24 protein-coding genes and 2 tRNA genes are annotated in these 24,517 nt (G+C 45.2%); 20 read left to right on the top strand and 6 right to left on the bottom strand.

Going from position 1 to position 24,517, the window contains the following annotated elements; translation table 11 throughout:
- The first annotated feature begins 72 nt into the window (after positions 1 to 72).
- Positions 73 to 909 (top strand): aldo/keto reductase, encoded by an 837-nt coding sequence (locus BT_RS07010; protein WP_011107747.1) that lies wholly within the window; start codon positions 73 to 75, stop codon positions 907 to 909.
- Positions 910 to 1,115: 206 nt separating this feature from the next.
- Here BT_RS07010 and BT_RS07005 read toward each other — a convergent pair whose 3' ends face one another.
- The 3 genes from BT_RS07005 to BT_RS06995 form a co-directional block, all read right to left on the bottom strand.
- Positions 1,116 to 1,709, bottom strand: coding sequence for a type 1 glutamine amidotransferase family protein (locus tag BT_RS07005; RefSeq protein ID WP_011107746.1), 594 nt, complete (start codon positions 1,707 to 1,709; stop codon positions 1,116 to 1,118).
- Positions 1,710 to 1,962: 253 nt separating this feature from the next.
- A tRNA-Asp gene (locus tag BT_RS07000) sits at positions 1,963 to 2,036 on the bottom strand.
- Positions 2,037 to 2,089: 53 nt separating this feature from the next.
- Positions 2,090 to 2,163 (bottom strand) — tRNA-Asp (locus BT_RS06995).
- A 443-nt stretch (positions 2,164 to 2,606) separates the two neighbouring features.
- Here BT_RS06995 and purU point away from each other — a divergent pair.
- The 9 genes from purU (at position 2,607) to BT_RS06950 (ending at position 10,366) form a co-directional block, all read left to right on the top strand.
- Positions 2,607 to 3,464 (top strand): formyltetrahydrofolate deformylase, encoded by an 858-nt coding sequence (purU, locus tag BT_RS06990; RefSeq protein WP_008762395.1) that lies wholly within the window; start codon positions 2,607 to 2,609, stop codon positions 3,462 to 3,464.
- A complete protein-coding gene (gene hisH, locus BT_RS06985; RefSeq protein ID WP_011107745.1) occupies positions 3,464 to 4,054 on the top strand; it encodes an imidazole glycerol phosphate synthase subunit HisH in 591 nt (196 codons plus the stop codon). The genes purU and hisH overlap by 1 nt, the downstream gene beginning before the upstream one ends.
- Positions 4,055 to 4,225: 171 nt before the next feature.
- Complete coding sequence (gene hisA / locus BT_RS06980; protein ID WP_008764911.1) at positions 4,226 to 4,945, top strand: 1-(5-phosphoribosyl)-5-[(5-phosphoribosylamino)methylideneamino]imidazole-4-carboxamide isomerase; 720 nt, start codon at positions 4,226 to 4,228, stop codon at positions 4,943 to 4,945.
- A gap of 108 nt (positions 4,946 to 5,053) precedes the next feature.
- Positions 5,054 to 5,809 (top strand): imidazole glycerol phosphate synthase subunit HisF, encoded by a 756-nt coding sequence (gene hisF, locus BT_RS06975; RefSeq protein WP_008762398.1) that lies wholly within the window; start codon positions 5,054 to 5,056, stop codon positions 5,807 to 5,809.
- A 62-nt stretch (positions 5,810 to 5,871) separates the two neighbouring features.
- Positions 5,872 to 6,483: a bifunctional phosphoribosyl-AMP cyclohydrolase/phosphoribosyl-ATP diphosphatase HisIE gene (hisIE, locus tag BT_RS06970; protein ID WP_008762399.1), complete on the top strand. Its 612-nt coding sequence runs from the start codon at positions 5,872 to 5,874 to the stop codon at positions 6,481 to 6,483.
- On the top strand, positions 6,468 to 7,193 hold the full coding sequence (locus BT_RS06965; RefSeq protein WP_008762400.1) for a cell division ATP-binding protein FtsE: 726 nt from the start codon (positions 6,468 to 6,470) through the stop codon (positions 7,191 to 7,193). The genes hisIE and BT_RS06965 overlap by 16 nt, the downstream gene beginning before the upstream one ends.
- 13 nt (positions 7,194 to 7,206) lie before the next feature.
- Positions 7,207 to 8,526: an aspartate kinase gene (locus BT_RS06960; protein WP_008764912.1), complete on the top strand. Its 1,320-nt coding sequence runs from the start codon at positions 7,207 to 7,209 to the stop codon at positions 8,524 to 8,526.
- Positions 8,527 to 8,604: 78 nt separating this feature from the next.
- On the top strand, positions 8,605 to 9,765 hold the full coding sequence (gene lysA, locus BT_RS06955) for a diaminopimelate decarboxylase (protein WP_008762402.1): 1,161 nt from the start codon (positions 8,605 to 8,607) through the stop codon (positions 9,763 to 9,765).
- A 121-nt stretch (positions 9,766 to 9,886) separates the two neighbouring features.
- Positions 9,887 to 10,366, top strand: a complete 480-nt coding sequence (locus tag BT_RS06950; protein ID WP_008762403.1) for a ferritin — start codon at positions 9,887 to 9,889, stop codon at positions 10,364 to 10,366.
- A gap of 98 nt (positions 10,367 to 10,464) precedes the next feature.
- On the opposite strand, the gene BT_RS06945 is transcribed toward BT_RS06950, so the two are convergent.
- On the bottom strand, positions 10,465 to 10,872 hold the full coding sequence (locus tag BT_RS06945; protein WP_008762404.1) for a DUF2721 domain-containing protein: 408 nt from the start codon (positions 10,870 to 10,872) through the stop codon (positions 10,465 to 10,467).
- Between the two features lie 120 nt (positions 10,873 to 10,992).
- On the bottom strand, positions 10,993 to 12,180 hold the full coding sequence (gene kbl / locus BT_RS06940; RefSeq protein WP_011107743.1) for a glycine C-acetyltransferase: 1,188 nt from the start codon (positions 12,178 to 12,180) through the stop codon (positions 10,993 to 10,995).
- 137 nt (positions 12,181 to 12,317) lie between these two features.
- Here kbl and BT_RS06935 point away from each other — a divergent pair, with 137 nt between their 5' ends.
- The 5 genes from BT_RS06935 to BT_RS06915 all read left to right on the top strand — a co-directional run bounded on the left by BT_RS06935 (position 12,318) and on the right by BT_RS06915 (position 17,550).
- On the top strand, positions 12,318 to 13,274 hold the full coding sequence (locus tag BT_RS06935; RefSeq protein WP_008762406.1) for an NAD-dependent epimerase/dehydratase family protein: 957 nt from the start codon (positions 12,318 to 12,320) through the stop codon (positions 13,272 to 13,274).
- On the top strand, positions 13,271 to 14,119 hold the full coding sequence (locus tag BT_RS06930) for a DUF4348 domain-containing protein (protein ID WP_008762407.1): 849 nt from the start codon (positions 13,271 to 13,273) through the stop codon (positions 14,117 to 14,119). Before BT_RS06935 ends, BT_RS06930 begins: the two co-directional genes overlap by 4 nt.
- A gap of 19 nt (positions 14,120 to 14,138) precedes the next feature.
- Positions 14,139 to 15,134 carry a UDP-N-acetylmuramate dehydrogenase gene (gene murB, locus BT_RS06925; protein WP_008764915.1) on the top strand — a complete coding sequence of 332 codons (996 nt, stop codon included), beginning with the start codon at positions 14,139 to 14,141 and terminating at the stop codon, positions 15,132 to 15,134.
- Positions 15,131 to 15,889 (top strand): MBL fold metallo-hydrolase, encoded by a 759-nt coding sequence (locus tag BT_RS06920; RefSeq protein WP_011107742.1) that lies wholly within the window; start codon positions 15,131 to 15,133, stop codon positions 15,887 to 15,889. The genes murB and BT_RS06920 overlap by 4 nt, the downstream gene beginning before the upstream one ends.
- 83 nt (positions 15,890 to 15,972) lie before the next feature.
- Positions 15,973 to 17,550: a DUF3352 domain-containing protein gene (locus BT_RS06915; RefSeq protein WP_011107741.1), complete on the top strand. Its 1,578-nt coding sequence runs from the start codon at positions 15,973 to 15,975 to the stop codon at positions 17,548 to 17,550.
- A gap of 718 nt (positions 17,551 to 18,268) precedes the next feature.
- Here BT_RS06915 and BT_RS06910 read toward each other — a convergent pair.
- Positions 18,269 to 18,643 (bottom strand): DUF3127 domain-containing protein, encoded by a 375-nt coding sequence (locus tag BT_RS06910; protein ID WP_008762411.1) that lies wholly within the window; start codon positions 18,641 to 18,643, stop codon positions 18,269 to 18,271.
- A 152-nt stretch (positions 18,644 to 18,795) separates the two neighbouring features.
- On the opposite strand from BT_RS06910, the gene dnaN reads away from it, so the two are divergent.
- The 5 genes from dnaN to rlmB all read left to right on the top strand — a co-directional run bounded on the left by dnaN (position 18,796) and on the right by rlmB (position 24,517).
- Positions 18,796 to 19,920, top strand: coding sequence for a DNA polymerase III subunit beta (dnaN, locus tag BT_RS06905; RefSeq protein ID WP_008762412.1), 1,125 nt, complete (start codon positions 18,796 to 18,798; stop codon positions 19,918 to 19,920).
- A 133-nt stretch (positions 19,921 to 20,053) separates the two neighbouring features.
- Positions 20,054 to 20,833, top strand: coding sequence for a 3'-5' exonuclease (locus tag BT_RS06900; protein ID WP_008762413.1), 780 nt, complete (start codon positions 20,054 to 20,056; stop codon positions 20,831 to 20,833).
- Positions 20,833 to 22,035 carry a bifunctional phosphopantothenoylcysteine decarboxylase/phosphopantothenate--cysteine ligase CoaBC gene (coaBC, locus tag BT_RS06895; RefSeq protein WP_011107739.1) on the top strand — a complete coding sequence of 401 codons (1,203 nt, stop codon included), beginning with the start codon at positions 20,833 to 20,835 and terminating at the stop codon, positions 22,033 to 22,035. The genes BT_RS06900 and coaBC overlap by 1 nt, the downstream gene beginning before the upstream one ends.
- Positions 22,036 to 22,072: 37 nt before the next feature.
- Positions 22,073 to 23,740, top strand: coding sequence for a DNA repair protein RecN (gene recN / locus BT_RS06890; RefSeq protein WP_011107738.1), 1,668 nt, complete (start codon positions 22,073 to 22,075; stop codon positions 23,738 to 23,740).
- A 33-nt stretch (positions 23,741 to 23,773) separates the two neighbouring features.
- On the top strand, positions 23,774 to 24,517 hold the full coding sequence (gene rlmB / locus BT_RS06885) for a 23S rRNA (guanosine(2251)-2'-O)-methyltransferase RlmB (RefSeq protein ID WP_008762416.1): 744 nt from the start codon (positions 23,774 to 23,776) through the stop codon (positions 24,515 to 24,517).

Raw genomic sequence — 24,517 nt, 5'->3', positions numbered from 1 at the left:
ATCAATTCAACTATTGATCTTGTTATTGATAAGTATGGAGGTATTGAGTTTAATAATTAAAATAGTGCATTTATGGAAACAGTAAGATTGAACAACGGTGTTGAAATGCCGATTTTAGGCTATGGTGTATATCAGGTAACTCCTGAAGAGTGTGAGCGCTGTGTGCTGGATGCTATTAGTGTCGGTTATCGTTCTATTGATACTGCACAGGCATATTATAATGAAGAAGGAGTGGGTAATGCAGTCAGGAAATGCGGTGTACCACGTGAAGAACTGTTTATCACAACGAAAGTATGGATTTCGAACGGTGGATACGAAAAAGCAAAAGCTTCTATTGACGAATCCTTGCGTAAGCTCCAAAGTGATTATGTTGATTTGTTGCTTATTCATCAGCCTTTCAATGATTACTATGGTACATACCGTGCCATGGAAGAGGCTTACAAGGCCGGAAAAGCTCGTGCCATTGGTGTCAGCAATTTCTATCCGGACCGTTTCATTGATCTGGCAGAATTTTGTGAGATTAAACCGGCGGTGAATCAAGTTGAAACACACGTCTTCAACCAGCAAGTGAAACCGCAGGAGATTATGAAGAAATACGATACGAAGGTCATGTCATGGGGGCCATTTGCAGAAGGACGCAATAATTTCTTCTCTAATGAAGTATTGAAAGCAATCGGAGAACAGTATGGAAAATCGGTTGCACAGGTAGCTCTGCGCTTTCTTATTCAGCGTGATATCATCGTTATCCCGAAATCGACTCGCAAGGAACGCATGATAGAAAACTTCGATGTATTTGACTTCACCTTGTCCGTAAAGGATATGGAAGAGATTGCCGGACTCGATAAAAAAGAAAGTCTGTTCTTCTCCCATTATGACCCTGAAATGGTTAACTTTCTGATTAATTTATAATAGAGGGAATATGTAGGCGGAAGATGTTTAGAAAAGAATCGTCAGGAAAGATTAATCTCTTCTGACGATTCGGAATATTGGAACGTAGCGAAAAATGGAACTTTATTATCCCGATGTTCTCCGTATGTTTTGTCTATTTGGGTATGAGGCTATTTTTATATCTAATGTTAGTTATCCGGTAATTGTTAAACTTAACCTTGCTTTTATTACTCCGGACAGAATCCGTTTTTATAAAACAGATAACTTTTTTCTATTGCTTCGGCTGTATCAGCTTCTAATGCATATAGTATTTCCCTGCAAAATTCCAGTTGTCCGGTTCCGTTAGCGGTTATGATCTTTCCATCTCTTACAGCTTGCTGATCAACGTAGTTCGAATCACCTGTATATCTCTCTCCGACATGTTGTTTCAGATAATCGATTGTATTACTCGTATGCTTTACGTTATTGAGAAATCCATGCATAGCAAGGAAAACGGAAGCATTGCATATTCCGCCAACCACTTTCTTATCTTTGATAGCTTTTTCTATCAGCGGGGCTATTAATTCAGCTTCTGGTGAAAACCAGCTCATGCCGCCAATTAATATCAGACCTGCATAATCTTCCGGCATATCTTTCAAATCATAATCAGGCAATACTCTGAATCCCCCTATTGAAGAGACAGGCTCTTTGGTTATAGACAAGGTTTTCACTTTATAAGGAACAGGACTTCCGGGCATAACACCCTGATTCAGGCAGGCAGCTATAAATGCGCCTTCCCAGTCGGCGAACTCATTTAATAATACAAAAATTACTTCTTTCATATATCATTCTATTTTCTTTATGTATGCAAAGGTGCTATTTAAAATTGAATAACCCAGATGATGCAGTGAATTATTATCTTTTTTATATATGACTTTATAGGTCTGATGTCCGATGGCGGGTAACAGCATGTTTAAGATATCCGCCAGTCTTAGTCGTAGACTGTAGCTGTTAGCGATCTGGGTTTCGTGTAATGCATAAAAAAAAGTCTTTGATTATCAATGTAATCAAAGACTTTTTTACTTTCTTAAGAAGCGGTGCGTACGGGACTCGAACCCGTGACCCCATGCGTGACAGGCATGTATTCTAACCAACTGAACTAACGCACCAAATATTAAAGACTAATTCATTTTATTTCTCTTTGCTTCTTACTTAAAAGAAGCGGTCCGGACGGGACTCGAACCCGCGACCCCATGCGTGACAGGCATGTATTCTAACCAACTGAACTACCGAACCAGAATTTCATTTTGTTAATCTGCATCTCTCTCGATTGCGGGTGCAAAGGTAGTTGTTTTTTGTAAATCTGCAAATGTTTTGATGAAACTTTTTTCCAATAAAAAGCAAGAAAAAAGCTTAGTGTCTCATTTTGAGTACTTTTATAATGAAAAAAAATATTAGTTTTTTCTTCAGTCAGGATGGTGACACTATCCGGTCGTCATAGTGACACTATCACGATGGGATAGTGTCATTATCCGGAGGCGATAGTGTCACTATCCTGAAGTTTGTCATCTTCTTCTTTGGAAATAGTCTTGGATATCTTTCTATCTGTAAGAAATCACCGTTTTTATATCAACTTTCTGCTTGAATAATTCGTAGTTTTGCAATAAATCGTTATTTTTGCGCACTAAAATTAGATAGGTGGAAGAATTTCCGCCCGGAATAGTAAATTAGTAAAAAGAATGATGACTACAGCCAAACTGTTATTGCACTGTCCCGACAAACCGGGAATCCTCGCGGAAGTGACAGACTTTATTACGGTAAACAAAGGAAATATTATCTATCTGGATCAGTATGTAGACCATGTGGAGAACATCTTCTTCATGCGTATAGAATGGGAATTGAAAGATTTTCTGGTTCCGCAGGAAAAGATTGAAGATTATTTCAGAACGCTATATGGGCAGAAGTATGAAATGGATTTCCGTCTTTATTTCTCGGATGTGAAACCGCGTATGGCTATATTCGTTTCTAAAATGTCTCATTGCCTGTTCGATATGTTGGCTCGCTACACGGCAGGAGAGTGGAACGTGGAGATACCTCTTATTATAAGCAACCATCCGGACTTGCAGCACGTGGCAGAGCGTTTCGGTATTCCTTTCTATTTGTTCCCCATCACCAAGGAGACCAAAGAAGAACAGGAACGCAAAGAAATGGAATTGCTTGCCAAACATAAAATTACATTCATCGTGTTGGCACGTTATATGCAAGTGATTTCCGAACAGATGATCAATGCGTATCCAAATAAGATTATCAATATCCATCATTCCTTCCTACCGGCATTTGTGGGGGCAAAACCTTATCATGCCGCATTCCAGCGTGGAGTGAAAATTATCGGTGCGACCAGCCATTATGTGACGACTGAGCTGGATGCAGGTCCGATCATCGAGCAGGATGTAGTACGCATTACACATAAGGACTCTATAGAAGATCTTGTAAATAAAGGAAAGGACCTGGAAAAAATTGTTCTTTCGCGTGCGGTACAAAAGCATATCGAACGTAAGATTTTGGCTTATAAAAATAAAACAGTAATATTTAGCTGATGAAAGTAGCAGTTGTAAAATACAATGCCGGGAATATCCGTTCTGTGGACTATGCTCTGAAGCGGTTGGGAGTAGAAGCAGTGATTACTGCCGATAAAGAAATACTTCAATCTGCCGATAAAGTGATTTTCCCCGGAGTAGGAGAGGCGGGAACTACCATGAATCACCTGAAAGCAACAGGGCTCGACGAGCTGATCAAGAATCTGCGTCAGCCTGTGTTCGGAATTTGCCTCGGTATGCAGCTGATGTGCCGACATTCTGAAGAAGGTGAGGTGGACTGCCTGAATATCTTTGATGTAGACGTGAAACGTTTTGTTCCGCAGAAGCATGAAGATAAAGTGCCGCATATGGGCTGGAATACGATTGGTAAGACAAACAGCAAACTGTTCGAAGGATTCACCGAAGAAGAGTTTGTCTACTTTGTACACAGTTTCTATGTGCCGGTTTGTGACTTTACTGCTGCTGAAACCGATTATATCCATCCGTTCAGCGCGGCATTGCATAAAGATAACTTTTATGCCACCCAGTTCCATCCGGAGAAAAGCGGGAAGACAGGTGAAAGGGTTCTGAGGAACTTTCTGGATCTCTAATAAACGTTGCAACAGTTTATAATAAACTCCGCTATAGTTTATAATAAACTCGGTCATCGTTTATTATAAACTATTTCCGGCTTTTCGGAGAAGAAGAAAAGGACAGGTATAAGAAGATGGAGTGAACAGCTAAAATAGTAAATCGTAAATGATCAAATTGTATATAAACAGATGATAGAAATTATTCCAGCCATTGATATTATTGACGGGAAATGTGTACGCCTTTCTCAGGGAGATTACGATAGTAAGAAGGTCTATAACGAAAATCCGGTGGAAGTAGCCAAGGAGTTCGAAGCGAACGGGGTTCGCAGGCTTCATGTGGTAGATCTGGACGGAGCCGCTTCTCACCACGTAGTCAACCATCGGGTATTGGAGCAGATTGCTACGCGTACCTCTTTAATAGTGGATTTCGGCGGTGGAGTAAAGAGTGACGAAGATTTGAAAATAGCTTTCGAAAGCGGTGCTCAGATGGTGACAGGCGGAAGCGTTGCCGTGAAAGATCCGGAGCTGTTCTGTCATTGGCTGGAAGTATATGGCAGTGAGAAAATAATCCTCGGAGCAGACGTCAAGGAACATAAGATTGCCGTAAACGGCTGGAAAGACGAAAGCGCCTGCGAGCTTTTCCCATTTCTCGAAGACTATATAAATAAAGGTATTCAGAAAGTCATTTGCACTGATATTAGTTGTGATGGAATGCTGAAAGGTCCTTCTATCGATTTGTATAAAGAAATGCTGGAGAAGTTTCCGAATCTCTATCTGATGGCTAGTGGCGGAGTGAGCAACGTGGATGACATTATCGCCTTGAATGAAGCCGGAGTTCCCGGAGTCATCTTCGGTAAAGCATTGTACGAAGGGCATATAACATTGAAAGATTTGCGTATATTTTTATAATTAGGAGTGCTAAAATGAAATGGAGCGCCCTGTTATAATGAAAAAATAAAGAAGCAGGTTCTCGGATTAGTAGAATCTAAATTGTCAAATAGTAAATAAGATAGAATTGTGTTAGCAAAAAGAATCATACCCTGTCTGGATATAAAAGACGGACAGACCGTAAAAGGAACGAACTTTGTCAATTTGCGCCAGGCCGGTGATCCGGTAGAACTGGGGCGGGCTTACAGCGAACAAGGAGCAGATGAACTTGTTTTTTTGGATATTACTGCAAGTCACGAAGGACGTAAGACTTTCACGGAACTGGTAAAGCGGATTGCTGCCAATATCAATATCCCGTTTACCGTGGGCGGTGGCATCAATGAATTGAGCGATGTAGATCGCTTGCTGAATGCCGGAGCGGATAAGATCTCAATCAATTCTTCCGCCATTCGCAACCCTCAGCTGATTGATGATATAGCCAAGAACTTCGGCTCTCAGGTTTGCGTTCTGGCGGTAGATGCCAAGCAAACAGAAAACGGCTGGAAGTGTTATCTGAACGGCGGGCGTATCGAAACCGATAAAGAATTGCTGGCATGGACTAAAGAGGCTCAGGAGCGTGGAGCAGGCGAAATCCTGTTTACGAGCATGAACCATGATGGGGTGAAGACCGGTTATGCGAACGAGGCGCTTGCTTCCTTGGCCGATCAACTCTCTATTCCCGTGATCGCTTCGGGCGGGGCAGGGCTGAAAGAACACTTCCGTGATGCTTTTTTAGTAGGAAAAGCAGATGCGGCGTTGGCTGCCAGCGTTTTTCATTTCGGAGAAATTAAAATTCCCGAATTAAAATCGTATCTTTGCGGCGAAGGAATAACCATCAGAGGGTGAGGCGGCATGGGCTCACACAAACGGTATAGTAAATTGAAATAGTAATTAGAACTTAATATAAGATGGAATTGGATTTCGATAAGATGAACGGACTTGTTCCGGCTATCATACAGGACAACGAGACACGCAAAGTCTTGATGCTGGGCTTTATGAATAAGGAAGCCTATGATAAAACGGTGGAAACCGGAAAAGTAACTTTCTTCAGCCGTACCAAAAATCGTCTTTGGACGAAAGGAGAAGAAAGCGGCAACTTCCTTCATGTGGTATCTATCAAAGCGGATTGTGACAACGATACCCTGTTGATCCAGGCAGATCCGGCAGGTCCTGTTTGTCATACAGGCACAGATACTTGCTGGGGTGAGAAAAACGAAGAACCGGTTATGTTCCTGAAAGCATTGCAGGATTTCATTGACAAACGTCACGAAGAAATGCCCCAAGGTTCTTACACCACCAGCCTGTTCGAATCCGGAATCAACAAGATCGCTCAGAAAGTAGGTGAGGAAGCTGTCGAAACAGTGATCGAAGCTACGAATGGAACAAACGAACGTCTGATCTATGAAGGAGCCGACCTGATTTATCACATGATTGTATTATTAACTTCAAAAGGCTATCGGATCGAAGACCTTGCACGCGAATTGCAGGAAAGACATAGCAGTACATGGAAGAAGCATTAATTCAATATAAAAACGTAGAAATCCATCAACAGGAACTCTGTGTACTGAGCGATGTCAATCTGGAATTGCACAAAGGAGAGTTCGTCTATCTGATCGGGAAGGTAGGTTCGGGGAAAACGAGCCTGCTCAAAACCTTTTACGGCGAACTGGACGTAATCGACGGCGAAGCGGAAGTGCTGGGCTATAATATGCGTTCAATCAAACGCAAGCATATCCCTCAGTTGAGAAGAAAGCTGGGAATTGTGTTTCAGGACTTTCAGCTGCTGACGGACCGTACCGTTTACAACAATCTGGAATTTGTGCTTCGTGCCACTGGCTGGAAGAACAAACGGGAAATTCAGGAAAGAATAGAGGAAGTGCTCGACCTCGTGGGAATGTCCAACAAGGGCTATAAACTCCCCAACGAACTTTCCGGCGGCGAACAGCAACGCATCGTTATCGCACGTGCCGTGCTCAATTCTCCGGCTATTATCCTGGCAGACGAGCCGACCGGAAATCTGGATGTGGAAACAGGCAAGTCCATCGTTGAATTGTTGCACAACATCTGCGAATCCGGTTCGTCGGTAGTGATGACAACGCACAATCTGCAATTGCTGAAAGAATATCCCGGCAGTGTATACCGCTGTTCCGAACATCGTATAACGGATGTGACAGACGAATACATGCCCAGACAGAGAACAATAGAAATAGATTTAAATATAGATAACTAAAACAGTAACGAAAATGAAAGTTTTAAAGTTTGGAGGAACTTCCGTGGGTTCTGCTCAGCGGATGAAGGAAGTAGCCAAATTGATTACCGATGGTGAACAGAAGATTGTTGTCCTTTCTGCAATGTCAGGAACAACAAATACATTGGTGGAAATTTCGGACTATCTGTATAAGAAGAATCCGGAGGGTGCCAACGAGATTATCAATAAGCTGGAATCAAAATATAAACAGCACGTTGATGAGCTTTTTGCAACTCAGGAATATAAACAGAAAGGTCTGGAAGTCATCAAGTCTCACTTCGACTACATCCGCTCCTATACTAAAGACCTTTTCACTTTGTTCGAAGAGAAAGTGGTTTTGGCACAGGGAGAGCTTATTTCTACGGCTATGGTCAACTTCTACCTGCAGGAATGCGGTGTGAAGTCCGTATTGCTTCCGGCTTTGGAATTCATGCGTACTGACAAGAACGCGGAACCGGACCCTGTATATATTAAGGAGAAACTGCAGACACAACTGGAACTGTATCCGGATATGGAGATTTACATCACACAAGGTTTCATCTGCCGCAATGCTTACGGTGAGATAGACAACCTGCAGCGTGGTGGCAGCGATTACACCGCATCCTTGATCGGTGCTGCCGTAAAGGCTTCCGAAATCCAGATATGGACGGACATCGACGGTATGCACAATAACGACCCGCGCATTGTGGACAAGACAGCTCCGGTTCGTCAGCTGCATTTCGAAGAAGCAGCCGAGCTGGCTTACTTCGGTGCAAAAATCCTGCACCCGACTTGCATCCAGCCTGCTAAATATGCCAATATACCTGTACGTCTGCTGAATACAATGGACCCGGATGCTCCCGGAACACTAATTTCTAATGACACGGAGAAAGGTAAGATTAAAGCCGTAGCTGCCAAAAACAATATTACAGCTATCAAGATCAAATCAAGCCGTATGTTGCTTGCTCATGGTTTCCTGCGTAAAGTATTCGAGATCTTTGAAAGCTATCAGACTTCTATTGACATGATCTGTACCTCAGAGGTCGGTGTATCTGTTACAATAGACAACACCAAGCATCTGAACGAGATTCTGGACGACCTGAAAAAATACGGTACTGTCACTGTTGACAAGGATATGTGTATTATCTGTGTAGTAGGTGACCTGGAATGGGAGAATGTCGGTTTCGAAGCTAAAGCGCTTGATGCGATGCGGGACATACCTGTGCGAATGATTTCCTTCGGAGGAAGTAACTACAATATTTCCTTCCTTATCCGGGATTGCGATAAGAAGACGGCGTTGCAGTCGCTGAGCGATATGCTTTTCAACAACAAATAATTCCACAAATAATACGAGCGCTTTTATTGATACTGATAAAAGCGCTCTTTTTAACTAACTAAACAAGTTTCTTGAATTATGAAAGGAATATTTCCAATCGATAAATTCCGTACTTTGCAGACACCTTTCTATTATTATGATACGAAAGTGCTGCGTGATACATTGTCGGCTATTAACCAAGAGGTTGCCAAATATCCTAGCTATTCCGTACATTATGCCGTGAAGGCGAATGCCAATCCGAAAGTACTTACCATTATCCGTGAAAGCGGAATGGGAGCAGACTGCGTGAGTGGCGGAGAAATCCGTGCCGCTGTCCGTGCCGGATTCCCTGCCAATAAAATCGTTTTTGCCGGAGTCGGGAAAGCGGATTGGGAGATCAACCTCGGACTGGAATATGGCATCTTCTGTTTCAATGTAGAGTCTATCCCCGAACTGGAAGTCATCAACGAACTGGCTGCCGCTCAAAATAAGATCGCTAATGTCGCTTTCCGTATCAATCCGGATGTCGGGGCGCATACGCACGCCAATATCACCACCGGTCTGGCTGAAAACAAATTCGGTATCAGTATGCAGGACATGGACAGGGTGATCGATGTGGCTTTGGAAATGAAGAATGTAAAATTCATCGGTCTGCACTTCCATATCGGTTCGCAGATATTGGATATGGGCGATTTCATCGCTCTTTGTAACCGGGTGAATGAATTGCAGGACAAGCTCGAAGCCCGCCGTATTCTGGTAGAGCATATCAATGTCGGTGGTGGTCTGGGCATTGACTACGGTCATCCTAACCGCCAGTCCGTTCCGGACTTCAAAAGCTATTTTGCTACCTATGCCGGACAGCTGAAACTGCGTCCTTATCAGACATTGCACTTTGAATTGGGACGTGCGGTGGTAGGACAGTGCGGCTCTCTGATATCGAAAGTGCTGTATGTAAAGCAGGGAACGAAGAAGAAATTTGCCATCCTCGATGCAGGTATGACAGACTTGATTCGTCCGGCTTTGTATCAGGCTTACCACAAGATGGAAAACATCACTTCAGAAGAACCTGTAGAGGCTTATGACGTAGTAGGTCCGATCTGTGAATCATCAGACGTTTTCGGTAAAGCGATTGACCTGAACAAAGTGAAGCGGGGAGACCTGATTGCACTTCGTTCCGCAGGTGCCTATGGTGAGATTATGGCATCCGGATACAACTGTCGTGAACTGCCGAAAGGATACACTTCGGACGAGCTGGTGTAAATAAAATGTGAATGTAGTTTAAAAATGCAGGGAGCTTGGAACAATTTTAACTGAAATCTTGTTATTTTTGTAATGAGTTCAAAAGAAAACTACATTAACAACTTAATAAAAATATACGATTATGATTTCAGAAAAATTACAGAAAGCAATCAATGAGCAGATCACTGCTGAAATGTGGTCTTCTAACCTGTATCTGGCAATGTCTTTCTACTTTGAGAAAGAAGGTTTCAGTGGCTTTGCACATTGGATGAAGAAACAATCTCAGGAAGAAATGGGACATGCTTATGCAATGGCCGATTACATCATCAAACGTGGCGGAACTGCTATAGTTGACAAGATTGATGTGGTTCCCAATGGCTGGGGTACTCCGCTGGAAGTGTTTGAACACGTTTACAAACACGAATGCCATGTATCTGCATTGGTAGACAAGCTGGTAGATGTGGCTGCTGCTGAAAAAGATAAAGCTACTCAGGATTTCTTGTGGGGATTTGTCCGCGAACAGGTAGAAGAAGAAGCTACTGCACAGGGAATTGTGGATAAAATCAAGAAAGCTGGTGATACCGGTATTTTCTTTGTTGATTCACAACTGGGACAACGCTGATAATGATCTGAAAAATAGAAAATTATATAAGAGAAGCTGTTTGGGTTTATATTCAGACAGCTTCTTTTTTTATCTTACTTATCAACTTCCCTGCCGGGCTATTTCTTTATCTTTCCTTTTTCCATAGCTCCCAGATAAATCTCCAGCGAGCGGGTAGAAATCTGTATTTCGCGGAAGGATACACCCAAAGAAGCGATTAACAGTATCAATGCCAGTCCGAATACATAAACCGATAACAACTGCAGTCCGATGTAAATAAGAAACATACTGACTACACAGAAAAAGAGGCTTGCTATCCCCAGTCCCTGCATCGTGCGTGTCAGATTCAACCGTTTCCTCAAATTCTCGATTTGTGCTACCGTGATATCCGTAGGATTTTCCATATAGCGGTCCCGCAACTGTCGCACCAGCTGCGCATACGATAAAAAACGATTGGTATAAGCCAGCAAAATCAGCGAAACAGCCGAAAAAAGCAAAGCAGGAGTAGTGAGCGTAAGTTCTTCCATCTTGAAAAATAGGTAATAGGTAATAAATAATAGGTAATAAGTAATAGGTAATAAGTAATAAGTCATGCGGGTAAAGCTACCGGCAGCTACGATTATTACCTATTACCTATTACTTATTACTTATTTCAAGGTTCCTAGTTCTTTGCCAACCTTAATAAAAGCAGCGATACATTTGTCGAGGTGTGCTTTCTCGTGTCCGGCAGAGATTTGTACACGGATACGTGCCTGTTCTTTCGGAACGACCGGATAATAGAATCCCGTCACATAAATGCCTTCTTCCTGCATGCGTGCGGCATAAATCTGAGAGAGTTTGGCATCATGCAACATAACGGCGCAGATGGCACTTTGTGTCGGTTTGATGTCAAATCCGGCAGCTGTCATTTGGTCACGGAAATAGTTTACATTCTCTACCAGCTTGTCATGCAGCGCATTGCTTTCTTTCAGCATCTTGAATACTTCGAGACTTGCACCGATGATACCCGGAGCCAATGAGTTGGAGAACAGATAAGGACGGCTGCGCTGACGCAGTAAGTCGATGATCTCCTTGCGGCCGGTGGTAAATCCTCCCAATGCGCCTCCGAAAGCCTTGCCCAGTGTTCCCGTATAGATGTCTACGCGTCCGTAAGTCTTGTACAGTTCGCTGACGCCGTGGCCCGTAGCGCCAACCACACCTGCAGAGTGCGATTCATCCACCATTACGAGTGCATCATATTTCTCGGCCAGGTCACAGATTTGATCCATAGGTGCTACATTTCCGTCCATAGAGAATACGCCGTCGGTAACAACGATACGGAAACGTTGTGCCTGAGCTTCTTGCAAGCATCTTTCCAGATCCTTCATATCCGCGTTGGCATAGCGATAGCGTTTCGCTTTGCAAAGACGTACGCCGTCGATGATAGAAGCATGGTTCAGAGAGTCCGAGATGATGGCGTCTTCTTCGCTGAAAAGCGGTTCGAACACACCTCCGTTGGCATCGAAACAGGCTGCATACAGAATGGTGTCTTCTGTCTGGAAATAATCCGAGATAGCAGCTTCCAGTTCCTTATGTATATCTTGCGTTCCGCAGATGAAGCGGACAGATGACATACCAAATCCACGGCGCTCCATCATTTCTTGAGAAGCTTTAATCAGACGGGGGTGATTGGACAGTCCCAGATAGTTGTTGGCGCAGAAATTCAGCACTTCTTTTCCTTTTACAGTGATGGCAGCTTGCTGCGCACTTTCGATCAGTCGTTCTTCTTTGTAAAGTCCGGCTTCCTTAATTTCAGCCAGTGTCTGGCTGAGGTGTTCTTTCATTTTACCGTACATAATGTTTGAGTGATTAAGTTAATGGTGCAAAGGACACGATTTTTCTTGGAATAAACAATATCTTTTTGATTTAAATCTGAAAAAAAAGTGCTTACTTTGCGCACTATTTAGCTTAACACTTTTATTTAAAAGGAAAAATGAAACACATTTTGATTATTGGAGCCACCGGACAAATAGGATCCGAGTTGACGATGGAGTTACGCAGGCGTTATGGAAACACAAACGTAGTAGCAGGTTACATCCAGGGTGCAGAGCCCAAAGGAGAGTTAAAAGAGTCGGGACCGTCGGCAGTTGTCGATGTAACGAATGGTGAAATGATTGAATCGGTGGTGAAGGAATACCACATTGATACCATATATAATTTGGCTGCACTGCTATCGGTGGTGGCTGAGTCCAAGCCGAAGCTAGCCTGGAAAATTGGTATTGACGGACTGTGGAATGTTTTGGAAGTGGCGCGTGAGCAGGGATGTGCGGTATTTACCCCCAGTTCTATCGGATCGTTCGGTGCAAGCACGCCTCATACACAGACACCACAGGATACTATCCAGCGTCCCCGTACTATGTATGGAGTCACCAAGGTAACGACAGAGTTGCTGAGTGACTACTATTTTAACAAATACGGTGTTGACACACGTGCTGTCCGTTTCCCGGGCATCATTTCGAACGTGACCCCTCCGGGAGGAGGAACCACCGATTATGCTGTCGATATTTATTATTCGGCAGTAAGAGGAGAAAAATTTGTGTGCCCTATTAAAGAAGGCACTTTAATGGATATGATGTATATGCCGGACGCGCTGAACGCAGCAATCATGCTGATGGAAGCAGATCCGACCAAGCTGATACACCGCAACGCTTTCAATATCGCCTCTATGAGTTTCGACCCTGAGACGATTTTCCATGCCATCAAGAAGCATGTGCCCGCGTTCGAGATGATCTATGATGTAGATCCTTTGAAGCAGCGCATAGCCGACAGCTGGCCCGATAGTCTGGATGACACTTGCGCCCGCGAGGAGTGGGGGTGGAAGCCGGCTTACGATCTGGAAAGCATGACGGTGGATATGCTTGAAAAGCTAAGAGAGAAACTGAAAAAATGAAAAAACTAATTGCGGGGGTTCTGGTGCTTACTATCCTTGGTTCCTGTGGAAACAAGAAAACGAACATCGACCCCTTTGCATCTATCACTCAAGAGGTGGATTCTATCCGGCACAAAGCCGATTCGATCCATCAGGAGGAATTGCCGGAAGAGCCCAAACCGACAGAAGCGGACGAATCTTTCGACGATTTTATCTATAATTTTGCTTCCGATGATGCCTTGCAGCGTCAGCGTGTCAAGTTTCCGTTGCCCTATTACAAGGGAGATGAGAAAACCAATATCGAAGAACGCAACTGGAAGCATGATGACTTATTTACCAAACAGCATTATTATACGCTCCTGTTTGATAAAGAAGAAGACATGGATTTGGTGGGGGACACCTCACTGACCTCCGTTCAGGTGGAATGGATATTCGTGAAAACCCGAATGGTGAAAAAGTATTATTTTGAGCGTATCAAAGGGGCATGGATACTGGAGGCTATCAATCTGCGCCCTGTTGAGCGGAATGAAAATGAAGACTTTGTGGAGTTTTTCAGTCATTTTGCTGCTGACAGCCTTTTTCAAAGCCGGCGTGTGCAGGAGCCTCTGGCTTTTGTCACCTCAGATCCGGACGATGACTTCTCTATTCTGGAGACCTCTCTTGATTTGAACCAGTGGTTTGCCTTCAAGCCGGCATTGCCTACAGACCGCCTTTCGAATATCAATTACGGACAGCGGAATGATGATAACTCGCCGACAAAGATTCTCGCCTTGAAGGGAATCGGAAACGGCTTCTCTAATATTCTATATTTTAGGCGGAAAGCAGGCGAATGGCAACTGTATAAGTTTGAAGATACCAGTATTTAGCAACGAAAAAACGGAAGATATGTATTCTCTTTTATCACACAATACGTTCGGCATTGATGTCTATGCCGAACGGTTTCAGGAATATGCTTCGGTAGAAGAACTGAAGACATTGATAGCTCAAGGTGCCCTTACGACACCTTTTTTGCATATAGGCGGCGGAAGCAACCTGCTTTTTGTCAAAGACTATGAAGGGCTGGTCTTACATTCCCGCATCGAAGGGATCGAGGTGACGGAAGAGGACGAACGGAGTGTAGCCGTACGGGTAGGAGCAGGCGTGGTCTGGGATGACTTTGTAGGCTATTGCGTAGAGCATGGCTGGTATGGAACGGAAAATCTCTCCCTTATTCCCGGTGAAGTGGGAGCGAGTGCCGTGCAGAATATCGGTGCCTATGGCGTGGAAGTGAAAGACCTGATCACCTCTGTCGAAACAGTGAACATTCACGGTGAGGAGCGTGTTTATGCTGTAGATGAATGTGGCTATGCCTATCGCGACAGCATTTTCAAACGCCCGGAGAATAAATCCGTATTTGTGACCTATGTCTGCTTCCGGCTCAGTAAGGAAGAACGGTATACATTAGATTACGGCACCATCCGTCAGGAGCTCGAAAAATATCCCGAACTGACCTTGCCGATCCTCCGGAAAGTGATTATCGATATCCGTGAAAGCAAATTGCCCGACCCGAAAGTGATGGGAAATGCCGGCAGTTTCTTTATGAATCCCATCGTTCCGCGCGAAAAACTGGAAGCCTTGCAGCAGGAATTTCCCCGAATCCCCTTCTACGAACTGAATGACGGACGAGTGAAGATTCCGGCAGGATGGATGATTGATCAGTGCGGCTGGAAAGGAAAAGCATTAGGTCCGGCGGCAGTGCATGACAAACAGGCCTTGGTGCTCGTCAATCGGGGCGGAGCGAAAGGCAGCGACGTCCTTGCGCTTTCGGATGCAGTGCGGGCTTCTGTTCGTGCGAAATTCGGCATAGACATTCATCCGGAAGTAAATTTGGTTGGAAAATGAAAGTAAGAATACTTGGAAGCGGAACATCGACGGGAGTTCCTCAGATTGGATGTACCTGTCCGGTCTGCACTTCTGCCGATCCGAAAGATAATCGTCTGCGTGCGTCTGCGATCGTTGAGACGGAAGATGCGCGGATACTTATAGACTGCGGGCCCGATTTTCGGGCGCAGGTGTTACACCTTCCTTTTGAGAAGATAGACGGTGTGCTCATTACGCACGAACATTATGACCACGTGGGCGGGCTGGATGATTTGCGTCCGTTTTGCCGCTTCGGGGCGGTTCCTATCTATGCCGAAGAATATGTGGCACGCGCATTGCGTTTGCGGATGCCTTATTGTTTTGTCGATCACCGTTATCCCGGTGTTCCTGATATTCCCTTGCAGGAAATTGAGGTCGGGCACGCCTTTTCCATCCACCATACGGAAGTGGTGCCTTTGCGGGTGATGCATGGTCGGCTGCCGATTCTGGGCTACCGTATCGGCAGGCTGGGGTATATCACGGATATGCTGACCATGCCCGAAGAATCGTATGAACAATTGGAAGGGATAGATGTTCTGATTATGAATGCGCTTCGTATCGCTCCTCATCCTACTCACCAGAATCTGGAGGAGGCATTGAAGGTGGCAGAACGTATTCGGGCAAAGGAGACATACTTCATCCACATGAGTCATGATATGGGGCTGCACAAGAAGGTAGAGAAGGAGCTTCCTGAAAATATTCACCTTACATATGACGGAATGGAAATCATTTTCTGATTATTGGTGATTTTTTTAGCAAAAGTTTTGTTTTCTTTGTAGAAATTATTATTTTTGCCCCTAGCCGATAAACAGCAAATATTATGAAACTTCGTACGATAGTGAAAATAGCGATCACTTCTTCTGTTGTACTTTTGTGCTCAGGTTTTGCGTTGTACTCTTTTTTTAGGTTGTCGGCTGCCGAAGATCAGAAAGATTTTGATCTCTATACCTTGGTTCCGTCCTCTGTTTCAGCAGTGTTTGCGACGGAAGATGTAGCCGAATTTGTAATGGAAGTGGATGAGCTGACCTGTAGTCGGGATCACCAGTATCTTTATGTTTCCAAACTCTTTTCTTATCTGAAACAATATCTTTATTCTCTTCTCGAAGATGCTCCTCACGGTCTGAGCAGGCAAATGAATCAGATGCTGATCAGTTTCCATGAGCCGGACAATGATCGTAATCAGGTGCTTTACTGCCGGTTGGGGAATGGAGACCGTGCGCTGATCGACCGTTTTGTGCAGAAATATGTTTCGTCGGGCTATCCTCCGAAAACATTCGATTATAAGGGTGAAGATATCATTATCTATCCGATGGCGGACGGTGATTTTCTCGCCTGCTATCTGACGGAAGACTTTCTGGTGCTCAGTTGTCAGAAAAAGCTGATAGAGGAGGTGATAGATATCCGCAAAACCGGCAAGTCGCTGGCTGCCGACTCTGCTTTTAAAGAAGTGCGGGCGCCGAAGAAAAGTCCGACTGTTGCTACCGTCTACACTCGTCTGGCAGGAATGATGGGATGGACGGAGTTTGATATGAAGCTGAAGGATGATTTCATTTATTTCTCCGGAGTCAGCCATTATGTAGATACTTGTTTTAACTTTATAAATGTAATCCGCCAGCAGGAATCTGTCAAAGGATTTCCGGGCGAGACACTGCCTTCCACTGCTTTTTATTTCAGTAAACAGGGCATTACGGACTGGGCATCCCTGCTTTCCTATGGCGGTACGCAGGAATATGCGACGGCAGGCAGAACGAGTGAAGTGCTGAATCGGGATCGGGAATTGTCACGTTATCTGGCAGAGAATACGGGGCAGGATTTGGTGGCTTGTCTTTTCCAGCGGGAAGACTCTCTGATGGGGCCTGCGGCTGTTTTAAGTCTCTCGGTGATGGATGTGGCTGAGGCGGAAAGGATGTTGCGCTCTTTGGTAAATACGGCTCCGGCAGAGGAAGGAACAGGCCGGAATTCACGTATAACTTTTTGTTATACTCCCTCTAAAGCATACCCTGTGTACAGGTTGCCTCAAACAACGTTGTTTACGCAACTAACCAGTTTTGTAGAGCCGTCCTTGCATGTTTTCGCTACATTTTATGGCGGACGTTTACTGCTTGCCCCCGATGAAGATAGTTTGTCACGATATATCCGCCAGCTGGATAATGACGAAGTGCTTGACGGCGCTTTGGCTTATCGGGCGGGGACGGACGGATTGTCCGATTCGTATCATTTCATGTTGATGGCGGACTTTGGACACGTACTCGAACAGTCCGGACATCAGGTTCATTATGTGCCGGAATTCTTTCTCCGCAACTCCGAATTTTTCCGTAATTTCATTCTTTTTGCGCAGTTTACTTGTGCGGACGGGGTGGTTTATCCCAACATTGTTTTGAAGTATAAATCCGAATAGAATTCGATGAAAAAAACAGGCGAAAAATAGAGGGGAAAAACAACTCTTAATTTGTGAAACTAAAAGCTCTGAAACGCCTTCTGGCAGGGCGCGAAAACCGAATGGAAACCAGTAGAGTAGAGAAGAGTATATAATTCTATTCTAAAGAAATAGAATTAATAAGAAAAAAAATAGAGAATTTTGCCGCCGCTGATTCACTTTTTATTCCATTCCGTAAGATGCCTTTGAGAGAATTCATGAAGGGGTGTCAAAAGAACTAAAGTGGGGGCTAAAAAATCGATTCCATCTCGAATGGGGGTGACTAAAAAGTCGATTCTATCTCTATTCTCCTCCTTCGGGAAGGAGGAGTGGTCGAAGACCGAGGTGGTAGGAGAAATAATGTTTGTTCCTATTTCTTTGTAAATGACAGGATTATGTATTCACCTACCACCTCCCCCTACGGGTACTCCTCCTTCCTGAAGGAGGAGAGTTTAGTTACTATTGACTTTTGGCATACCTTCATGGGGGCTTTTCCGTCTCGCTGTCCAATCTCCTTCGTCTCGCTGCTCAATTCCTTTCGCCTCGCTGCTCAGTCCTTTTCGCCTCGCTGCTGAATCCGCATTGGCCCCGAGGTGAATTCACTTCAGCCCGGTGTCTGGTTACTGCAGGGGACAGTCATAAAAAACTCCCGACAGAAATAGTTCCATCGGGAGTTTTTTATGCAGATTGTTTTTAATTCTTAGAACGGCAGGTCGTCTTTTGCGTCACCCATAGTGAAATCCGGAGTAGCAGACGGAGCCGGGGGAGGAACGGGGGCACCCGGAGTCATAGGAGCACCTGCGCCTACACGTTCAACTTTCCATGCACGGATACTGTTGAACCAACGGTCGTTCCATTGACGGGCGTCAACGTCGAATGATACGGTCAGTTCTTCGCCCATCTGAATGTTGAACTGTTCGATTTTGTCGGCGCCAAATACGTCGAAACACATTTTGCGCGGATATTGGTCATGGTTTTCGATTACGAACTCTTGTGATTTCCACTCGTTGCCGCTAGTCTTTGAGACTCCACCTCTCGGAGGGAGGATAGCGATGATTTTTCCTGTAAATTCCATTGCGATAATTTTAAATTCTGCGGCGAAGTTACAATTTTTTAGGAATATCCCTCACACAATGCTTGTTTTTTCTTTCGTTTTCTTGGGCAGCACGAATCTTTTTTCGTAACTTTGTGCGATATATAATTCAAAACTTAAATACTCGAAAATATATGAAATTTATCGTTTCAAGTACTGCTCTTTCCAGCCATTTACAGGCTATCAGTCGTGTAATTAACTCAAAGAATGCGCTGCCTATTCTCGATTGTTTTCTCTTCGAATTGGAAGACGGAACATTGTCTGTGACTGTTTCTGACAGTGAAACGACCATGGTGACAACCGTTGAGGTAAATGAAAGCGATACAAACGGGCGTTTTGCCGTAGTAGCGAAAACATTGCTTGATGCACTGAAAGAAATTCCGGAACAACCGTTGACATTTTACGTCAACACGGACAATTATGAAATCACCGTGCAGTATCAGAACGGAAAATATAGTCTGATGGGACAGAATGCTGACGAATTTCCGCAGTCGGCTGTGCTGGGCGAAAATGCAGTCCGCGTGGAGATGGAAGCAGGTGTACTGCTGGGTGGCATCAACCGTTCGGTATTCGCAACTGCCGACGACGAACTCCGTCCGGTAATGAACGGTATATATTTCGATATTACAACAGAAGACATCACGATGGTGGCATCGGACGGTCATAAGCTGGTACGTTGCAAAACGCTGGCTGCCAAAGGAAACGAACGTGCCGCGTTCATCCTTCCGAAGAAGCCCGCTACATTGCTGAAAAACCTGCTTCCGAAAGAACAGGGAACAGTAACCATCGAATTTGACGAACGCAACGCTGTGTTTATGCTGGAAAGCTACCGCATGGTCTGCCGTCTGATCGAAGGACGCTATCCGAACTACAACTCGGTAATTCCGCAGAACAACCCTCATAAAGTGACTGTAGACCGTCAGCAACTGATCGGAGCTTTGCGCCGCGTGTCTATCTTCTCTTCGCAGGCAAGCAGTTTGATCAAACTGCGTATGCAGGAGAATCAGATTGTGATTTCCGCACAGGACATCGATTTCTCCACTTCTGCCGAAGAAACACAAGTTTGCCAATATTCGGGTGCCGCTATGAGCATCGGATTCAAGTCTACTTTCCTCATCGATATCCTGAACAATATTTCGGCCGATGAAGTGGTAATCGAGCTTGCCGACCCGTCGCGTGCCGGAGTCATTGTGCCGGTAGAACAGGAAGAAAATGAAGACTTGCTGATGCTGCTGATGCCGATGATGCTGAACGATTAATTAATTATTTAATGGATAATTGAGAATGGATAATGGATAATGAGCTGCGCTGTCAGTGGTCAGGAGTTATCCATTTTTTATGTTTCCTATCCATTATCAATTCTCCATTATCCATTATCCATTAAAGAAAGAAATGAAATTAAATTTGAAAAACCCGATTGTGTTCTTCGATCTGGAGACAACGGGAACCAATATCAACACAGACCGGATCGTTGAAATTTGCTATCTGAAAGTATATCCTAACGGGAATGAGGAAACGAAAACAATGCGTATCAATCCCGAAATGCATATTCCTGAAGCTTCTTCTGCCGTACATGGCATTTATGATGCCGATGTAGCGGACTGTCCGACTTTCAAGGAGGTGGCAAAGAATGTGGCCCGTGACATTGAAGGCTGCGATTTGGCAGGATTCAACTCTAATCGCTTCGATATTCCGGTATTGGCAGAGGAATTTCTTCGTGCCGGTGTAGATATCGATATGACGAAGCGCAAGTTTGTCGATGTACAGGTGATTTTCCACAAGATGGAGCAACGTACCCTTTCGGCTGCCTATAAGTTCTATTGCGAAAAGAGTCTGGAAGACGCCCATACGGCCGAGGCCGATACACGTGCCACTTATGAGGTGCTGAAAGCACAGCTCGACCGCTATCCGGATCTTCAGAACGACATCGCCTTCCTGGCAGAATATTCAAGTTTCACTAAGAATGTGGACTTTGCCGGCCGGATGGTGTATGACGACAATGGTGTGGAAGTATTTAATTTCGGAAAATATAAAGGAATGTCTGTAGCCGAGGTACTGAAGAAAGACCCCGGATACTACAGCTGGATTTTAAACAGTGATTTCACGTTGAATACCAAGGCGGTGCTGACTAAAATCCGTCTGCGTGAAATGAGTAATTTGATTACAAAATAATGCTAAAAGGAAAAAAGATAATTCTTGGAATAACCGGTAGCATCGCTGCTTATAAGGCTTGTTACATTATCCGCGGACTGATAAAGCAGGGAGCGGAAGTGCAGGTGGTCATTACTCCGGCGGGAAAAGAATTTATTACTCCCATCACTCTTTCGGCTTTGACCAGTAAGCCGGTCATCAGCGAGTTTTTTGCCCAACGGGACGGTACGTGGAACAGCCATGTGGACTTGGGTCTGTGGGCGGATGCCATGCTGATCGCACCCGCTACCGCCTCCACCATCGGAAAGATGGCGAACGGGATAGCAGACAATATGCTGATAACCACTTATCTTTCGGCCAAAGCTCCGGTATTCATTGCACCGGCTATGGACCTCGATATGTATGCACATCCTTCTACACAGAAGAATCTGGATATATTGCGTTCCTATGGCAACCGCATCATTGAGCCCGCAACGGGTGAACTTGCCAGCCATCTGGTCGGTAAAGGGCGTATGGAAGAACCGGAAAACATTATCCGAGTGCTGGACGAGTTTTTCTCTGCGAGTGCCGAACTTCAGGGAAGGAAAATTATGATAACTGCCGGACCGACTTACGAAAAGATCGATCCGGTCCGTTTTATCGGCAATTATTCTTCCGGTAAGATGGGATTTGCTTTGGCGGAAGAATGTGCCCGTCGTGGGGCAGAGGTGACATTGATCACCGGACCGGTGCAACTGAAAACGCAGCATTCGCGTATCCACCGGATAGATGTGGAATCTGCTCAGGAAATGTATGAGGCAGCGCAAACCTGTTTCCCGACTTCCGACGTGGGGATTCTTTGTGCGGCAGTCGCCGATTTCCGCCCGGAAACGGTGGCCGGCAAAAAGATCAAACGGGAGAAGGAAGAAGAACTGACCTTGCATCTTCAGGCTACGCAGGACATTGCTGCAAGTCTGGGAAAGATCAAAGAAGACAATCAACTGTTAGTGGGGTTTGCCCTCGAAACAAATAACGAACAGCAGAATGCCGAAGGAAAGCTCGAACGTAAAAACTTTGACTTTATCGTCCTCAACTCTCTGAATGATGCGGGAGCCGGCTTCCGTCACGATACAAACAAGATTAGCATTATTGATCGCAAAGGTCGCGAGGATTATCCTCTGAAGCCCAAACAGGAAGTAGCGCAAGACATCATCAACCATCTGGTTGCCGTTTTGACTCACTGATCTTTATTTTTTAGGTTTAATTTTTAATTTACAGAAGGTGTTACGTTCACTTTATATTCAGAATTACGCATTGATAGAAAAACTGGATATCGGTTTTGAAACAGGCTTCTCGGTCATCACAGGCGAGACGGGGGCCGGAAAATCGATTATTCTGGGAGCCATCGGTCTGCTGCTCGGACAGCGTGCCGATGTGAAAGCGATTCGTCGTGGAGCTTCTAAATGTATTATCGAAGCACGTTTTGATATCTCGGCTTACGGTATGCGCCCGTTTTTTGAAGAGAACGAACTGGAATACGACGACGAGGAATGTATCCTGCGGCGCGAAGTGCAGGCGTCCGGCAAAAGCCGCGCATTCATTAATGATACGCCTGCTTCGCTGGCACAGGTGAAGGAATTGGGCGAACAACTGATCGATGTACATTCGCAGCATCAGAATCTTTTGCTCAATAAAGAAGGTTTCCAACTGAATGTACTCGATATTCTGGCTCATAACGATGATGCGCTGGAGAAGTATCATTTACTGTATAATGAATGGAAGCTGCTCGACCGTGAATTGTCCGAGCTGACGGCACTTGCCGAGCAAAGCCGGACGGATGAGGACTATCTTCGTTTCCAGCTGGAACAACTGGAGGAAGCTCATCTGGTGGAAGGGGAGCAGAGCGAACTGGAGCAGGAGGCGGAAACTCTGAGTCATGCCGAGGAGATCAAAGCGGGGCTTTACCGCATCGAACAGTCTTTTTTCTCGGACGAAGGCGGACTGCTTTCTTTCCTGAAAGATAATCTGAATACGCTGAATAATCTGAGAAAGGTGTATCAGCCTGCCGGAGAACTGAGCGACCGCATGGAAAGTGCCTACATCGAACTGAAAGATATTTCGCAGGAAGTCTCAGCGCAGGGAGAATCCATCGAGTTTAATCCTACCCGTCTGGACGAAGTGAACGATCGTCTGAATCTGATTTACTCCCTGCAACAGAAGCATCGGGTACAGACACTTGAAGAATTGATGGCCTTGGCAGACCAATATCGCAGTAAGTTGTCCGAGATCACCTCTTATGATGATCGCATAGCCGAACTGACTGCCCGCAAGGAAGCCCAGTATGAACGGGTGAAGAAGCAAGCCACCGTGCTGACAAAAGCCCGTGCGGCAGCCGCCCGTGAAGTGGAGAAACAACTGGCTGAACGGCTGGTCCCGCTGGGTATGCCCAACGTCCGCTTCCAAGTGGAAATGGGATTGAAGAAAGAACCGGGCATACAGGGGGAGGATACTGTCAACTTCCTGTTCTCCGCCAACAAGAACGGAACGTTGCAAAGCATATCTTCCGTTGCTTCTGGAGGTGAAATTGCGCGTGTGATGCTTTCTATCAAAGCGATGATCGCCGGTGCGGTGAAACTGCCTACGATTGTATTTGATGAGATCGATACCGGAGTTTCCGGTGAAATAGCCGACCGTATGGCGGATATGATGCAGGAAATGGGTGACTGCAACCGTCAGGTGATCAGTATCACACATCTGCCTCAGATCGCAGCTCGCGGGCGCGCTCATTATAAAGTATATAAGAAGGACAGCGATACGGAAACGAACAGCCATATCCGCCGTCTCACCGATGAAGAACGGGTAGAGGAGATCGCTCACATGCTGAGCGGAGCCACATTGACCGAGGCTGCCCTCAGCAATGCGAAGGCCCTGTTGGCCCGTACTTCATAATCCATAATTCAAAATTTATAATTCAAAATTACAATGACCGATAAAAGTGAAATGATTTTCGGCGTCCGTGCCGTCATAGAGGCCATTCAGGCTGGAAAAGAGATTGATAAGATTCTCGTTAAGAAAGACATTCAAAGTGATCTTTCCAAAGAGCTTTTCGCAGCATTGAAAGGATTGCTGATTCCTGTTCAGCGTGTGCCGGTGGAACGTATCAACCGCATCACACGGAAGAATCATCAGGGTGTGGTTGCCTTCATTTCCTCTGTGACCTATCAGAAGACGGAAGACCTCGTTCCTTTCTTATTCGAGCAAGGCAAGAATCCGTTTTTTGTGATGCTGGATGGCATAACGGATGTGCGTAACTTTGGTGCGATAGCCCGTACCTGCGAATGTGCCGCGGTGGATGCGGTGATTATTCCTGCGCGTGGCAGCGTATCGGTGAATGCCGATGCCATGAAGACTTCCGCAGGTGCGTTGCATACATTGCCTGTCTGCCGCGAACAGAATCTGCGTGCGACTTTGCAGTATCTCAAGGACAGCGGTTTCCGTATCGTTGCCGCTACCGAGAAAGGAGATTATGACTATACGAAAGCCGATTATACGGGACCGATGTGTATCATCATGGGAGCGGAGGACACCGGTGTATCATATGATCATCTGGCTCTCTGTGACGAATGGGTGAAGATACCGATGCTGGGAACCATCGAATCTCTGAATGTTTCCGTAGCTGCCGGTATTTTGATTTATGAAGCTGTGAAACAAAGAAACAACGACTGA

It is taken from the genome of Bacteroides thetaiotaomicron VPI-5482 (genome assembly GCF_000011065.1).
Classification (GTDB): domain Bacteria; phylum Bacteroidota; class Bacteroidia; order Bacteroidales; family Bacteroidaceae; genus Bacteroides; species Bacteroides thetaiotaomicron.
The sequence above is the reverse complement of the archived record's forward strand: the minus strand, read 5'-3'. Positions and strand labels throughout refer to the sequence as shown.

What these genes read in the sequence shown, in the direction of transcription:
- hisA (WP_008764911.1), top strand. Translation starts at nt 4,226, where the DNA reads ATGATAGAAATTATTCCAGCCATTGATATTATTGACGGGAAATGTGTA.
- BT_RS06950 (WP_008762403.1), top strand. Translation starts at nt 9,887, where the DNA reads ATGATTTCAGAAAAATTACAGAAAGCAATCAATGAGCAGATCACTGCT.
- hisIE (WP_008762399.1), top strand. Translation starts at nt 5,872, where the DNA reads ATGGAATTGGATTTCGATAAGATGAACGGACTTGTTCCGGCTATCATA.
- murB (WP_008764915.1), top strand. Translation starts at nt 14,139, where the DNA reads ATGTATTCTCTTTTATCACACAATACGTTCGGCATTGATGTCTATGCC.
- purU (WP_008762395.1), top strand. Translation starts at nt 2,607, where the DNA reads ATGATGACTACAGCCAAACTGTTATTGCACTGTCCCGACAAACCGGGA.
- hisH (WP_011107745.1), top strand. Translation starts at nt 3,464, where the DNA reads ATGAAAGTAGCAGTTGTAAAATACAATGCCGGGAATATCCGTTCTGTG.
- BT_RS06920 (WP_011107742.1), top strand. Translation starts at nt 15,131, where the DNA reads ATGAAAGTAAGAATACTTGGAAGCGGAACATCGACGGGAGTTCCTCAG.
- BT_RS06945 (WP_008762404.1), bottom strand. Translation starts at nt 10,872, where the DNA reads ATGGAAGAACTTACGCTCACTACTCCTGCTTTGCTTTTTTCGGCTGTT.
- kbl (WP_011107743.1), bottom strand. Translation starts at nt 12,180, where the DNA reads ATGTACGGTAAAATGAAAGAACACCTCAGCCAGACACTGGCTGAAATT.
- lysA (WP_008762402.1), top strand. Translation starts at nt 8,605, where the DNA reads ATGAAAGGAATATTTCCAATCGATAAATTCCGTACTTTGCAGACACCT.
- BT_RS06935 (WP_008762406.1), top strand. Translation starts at nt 12,318, where the DNA reads ATGAAACACATTTTGATTATTGGAGCCACCGGACAAATAGGATCCGAG.
- BT_RS06900 (WP_008762413.1), top strand. Translation starts at nt 20,054, where the DNA reads ATGAAATTAAATTTGAAAAACCCGATTGTGTTCTTCGATCTGGAGACA.
- BT_RS07010 (WP_011107747.1), top strand. Translation starts at nt 73, where the DNA reads ATGGAAACAGTAAGATTGAACAACGGTGTTGAAATGCCGATTTTAGGC.
- BT_RS06960 (WP_008764912.1), top strand. Translation starts at nt 7,207, where the DNA reads ATGAAAGTTTTAAAGTTTGGAGGAACTTCCGTGGGTTCTGCTCAGCGG.
- rlmB (WP_008762416.1), top strand. Translation starts at nt 23,774, where the DNA reads ATGACCGATAAAAGTGAAATGATTTTCGGCGTCCGTGCCGTCATAGAG.
- BT_RS06915 (WP_011107741.1), top strand. Translation starts at nt 15,973, where the DNA reads ATGAAACTTCGTACGATAGTGAAAATAGCGATCACTTCTTCTGTTGTA.
- BT_RS06965 (WP_008762400.1), top strand. Translation starts at nt 6,468, where the DNA reads ATGGAAGAAGCATTAATTCAATATAAAAACGTAGAAATCCATCAACAG.
- BT_RS06930 (WP_008762407.1), top strand. Translation starts at nt 13,271, where the DNA reads ATGAAAAAACTAATTGCGGGGGTTCTGGTGCTTACTATCCTTGGTTCC.
- BT_RS07005 (WP_011107746.1), bottom strand. Translation starts at nt 1,709, where the DNA reads ATGAAAGAAGTAATTTTTGTATTATTAAATGAGTTCGCCGACTGGGAA.
- coaBC (WP_011107739.1), top strand. Translation starts at nt 20,833, where the DNA reads ATGCTAAAAGGAAAAAAGATAATTCTTGGAATAACCGGTAGCATCGCT.
- BT_RS06910 (WP_008762411.1), bottom strand. Translation starts at nt 18,643, where the DNA reads ATGGAATTTACAGGAAAAATCATCGCTATCCTCCCTCCGAGAGGTGGA.
- dnaN (WP_008762412.1), top strand. Translation starts at nt 18,796, where the DNA reads ATGAAATTTATCGTTTCAAGTACTGCTCTTTCCAGCCATTTACAGGCT.